General features: G+C 58.6%; 5 protein-coding genes. 3 read left to right on the forward strand and 2 right to left on the reverse strand.

The window, feature by feature from the left end; all coding sequences use genetic code 11:
• A partial coding sequence (locus L0H65_RS18115) for a hypothetical protein (protein ID WP_301460608.1) occupies nt 1–189 on the forward strand: 189 nt, incomplete at its 5' end.
• Between the two features lie 33 nt (nt 190–222).
• The gene (locus L0H65_RS18120) at nt 223–495 is read left to right on the forward strand and encodes a hypothetical protein (RefSeq protein WP_301460609.1); all 273 of its coding nucleotides are present in this window, start codon (nt 223–225) and stop codon (nt 493–495) included.
• A 12-nt stretch (nt 496–507) separates the two neighbouring features.
• On the opposite strand, the gene L0H65_RS18125 is transcribed toward L0H65_RS18120, so the two are convergent.
• Both L0H65_RS18125 and L0H65_RS18130 read right to left on the reverse strand, forming a co-directional pair.
• Complete coding sequence (locus L0H65_RS18125) at nt 508–1,140, reverse strand: TetR/AcrR family transcriptional regulator (protein ID WP_301460610.1); 633 nt, start codon at nt 1,138–1,140, stop codon at nt 508–510.
• Between the two features lie 65 nt (nt 1,141–1,205).
• On the reverse strand, nt 1,206–1,382 hold the full coding sequence (locus L0H65_RS18130; RefSeq protein ID WP_301460611.1) for a hypothetical protein: 177 nt from the start codon (nt 1,380–1,382) through the stop codon (nt 1,206–1,208).
• Between the two features lie 169 nt (nt 1,383–1,551).
• Here L0H65_RS18130 and mbfA point away from each other — a divergent pair.
• Nucleotides 1,552–2,556: iron exporter MbfA (gene mbfA / locus L0H65_RS18135; protein WP_301460612.1), on the forward strand; the 1,005-nt coding region annotated here is incomplete at its 3' end.

A 2,556-nucleotide genomic window follows, 5' to 3' on the forward strand; every position in this document is an offset into this window, starting at 1 on the left:
CATTCGCCCGCTGCTGGCAGCCAGCGATGCAGAGGTGGCAGGCGTTTGCTCGGTGTCAATCAGCGTTTGCTGCGGCCAATCTTGCGCGCGGGGGCGGGGTTGGAGGCGGTGGAGGGTGTGACCCTTTTGAAATCCGCAACACCCGCCCACAGGTACTGTGCAGTGCTCCGGGATGCCGGAATATTCTGACCGCGCCTTTCGCCTGGTTCGTGGCGCAAAGATGTGCCTTACGGCCTTCCGCGCGGCAGGCTGCTGTCTTTGCTGCGCGCAGGGCAAGGGGTGGACATCGGGCAAGTCATCGCGCATCTGGGCGATTGGCATGAAAACGGCGGCTGGGCACCGCATCTGCATTTCCAGATCATGACCTCGATGCTGGAAGAGAATGAGGGCAATTTCTTTGGTGTGGGTCACGCGGGTTTGTGGAGGGTTTGGAACCAGATCTCACCGGATGCCAATCTGATCCTGCGCTTGTCAGCGGACCGGTTGGCCCTGTAAGCGTTTGGGGCGTCAATCGGGTGTTGCGGATGCCGCATAGCGCGCCATGAACATCGCAACTGCCCCGGCGATCACCCTATCTTTTTCGGCCTGCGTTGGGTTGCTGATGATGCCGAACAGCATCCCGATGAACAGATCGGCGCGGCAGGTTTCGGTGAACAGATCGGCGGCAAGGTTCTTGTCTTTGATACGCACAAGACCTTGCGCTTCGGCATGGTCCAGATAACTGACAATCCGGTGTCGCACCATCAGAGGGCCATTTTCATAGAATTGCTGGCCGAGATCGGGGAAACGCTCTGATTCTGCGACCACGATGCGAAAAACGCGCAAGTAGAAGTCAGACGTGAAAAACTCCACCAGGGATGTCGCGGCGATCATCACGGCGTCTTTCAGCGCGACCTGTGGTCCTATCTGGCTTGCAGCGGCCTCGGCGTGTTTGTCGCATTCGACATTCATCACCTCAAGGAAAAGCACCCGCTTGTCGGGGAAATAGCTGTAAAGTGTGGCCTTTGACACACCCGCGGCGCGGGCAATATCATCGACATTCGCGCCTTCAAAGCCATGTGCGAGAAACACCTGCCACGCGCCTTTCAGCACGTCGTCATATTTGCGGCCCTTGCGGGTGGTTTGTACTTCTGCGTCCATTGTCTGCCTCCGGAGCATCAGCATAGACTACAGGGTTCAGGCCAAGCAAGGGCAGCAATCTGCCGTCACTTCTTTCCGCATGGGGTTGCGACGGTCAGGCGGGTTGGGTTGGTGCATCCCATCGAGGCGGGACTGACAGTTTCTGTGGGCCAGGTCAGCGTTGGCAGATCGACGACGCCTTGTGCAAACACGGGCATCGCCAGCGACAGCGAAAGGGCGAGGCTGGGCAGGAGCAGTTTCATTTTGGGATTCCTTTATGAATGTAAACTAAACTGTTTAGTTTTTACACCAGCCGCCTGAGTCCCGCAAGCCAAAAGTGAACTAATCTGTTCAGATTTTTTGTCATATCCGGCATTGCGCTTCTGCCGCTCAATGTGCATGGTTAGAACCATTCTAAAGTGGAGGCTGAGCATGATCCCCGGCTTTTCGAACCGTCGACGCTTCGCGGACCTGAGCGAGCAGGAAATCCTGGCGCTGGCGATTTCGTCCGAAGAAGATGACGCACGGATTTACCGAAGCTACGCGGAAATGCTGCGAAGTGATTATCCCGCCTCTGCCGCCGTGTTCGATGGTATGGCCGAGGAGGAGGATGATCACCGGCAACGACTGATCGACCTGCATGTGCAAAGGTTCGGCAAGGTGATACCGCTGATCCGGCGCGAGCATGTGGCCGGGTTTTATGCGCGCCGTCCGGTCTGGCTGACCGAAAACCTCGGGCTGGAGAAAATTCGCGGCGAAGCGGCGACGATGGAATCCGACGCGCATGATTTCTATATGCGCGCGGCAGCACGGACAACAGACGCCGACACCCGAAAACTGCTGGGCGATCTGGCGGCGGCGGAAGCCGCACATGAACAAAAAGCCGAGCGGTTGGAGGCGGAGCATCTGGGTGGCGACGCCCGCAGCGAAGAAGACCGCACCGCGCATCGGCAGTTTATCCTGACCTGGGTGCAGCCGGGTTTGGCCGGGCTGATGGATGGGTCCGTTTCCACCCTTGCGCCGATTTTTGCGGTGGCGTTCGCGACACATGACAACCACACAACTTTGCTCGTCGGTCTGGCGGCGGCAATCGGTGCCGGGATTTCGATGGGGTTCACCGAAGCCGCGTCAGACGACGGCCAGATCTCTGGTCGCGGGTCGCCGTTGAAGCGCGGGATTGCCGCCGGGGTGATGACGACTTTGGGTGGCTTGGGTCATGCTTTGCCTTACCTGATCCCCGATTTCTGGACGGCGACCACCATCGCGATGATTCTGGTGTTCATCGAGTTGTGGGCGATTGTCTGGATCCAAAATCGGTATATGCAGACGCCCTTTATGCGCGCGGCGTTTCAGGTTGTACTGGGCGGTGGGTTGGTTCTGGCTGCGGGAATGTTGATCGGGGCCGGTTGTGGGGGGAGGGGGCATTCTGCCCCCTCT

Source organism: Pseudorhodobacter sp., assembly GCF_030452865.1.
Classification (GTDB): Bacteria; Pseudomonadota; Alphaproteobacteria; order Rhodobacterales; family Rhodobacteraceae; genus Pseudorhodobacter.

Excerpts from the sequence above, each read along its gene's own strand:
- L0H65_RS18125 (WP_301460610.1), bottom strand. The coding sequence starts at position 1,140 with ATGGACGCAGAAGTACAAACCACCCGCAAGGGCCGCAAATATGACGAC.
- L0H65_RS18130 (WP_301460611.1), bottom strand. The coding sequence starts at position 1,382 with ATGAAACTGCTCCTGCCCAGCCTCGCCCTTTCGCTGTCGCTGGCGATG.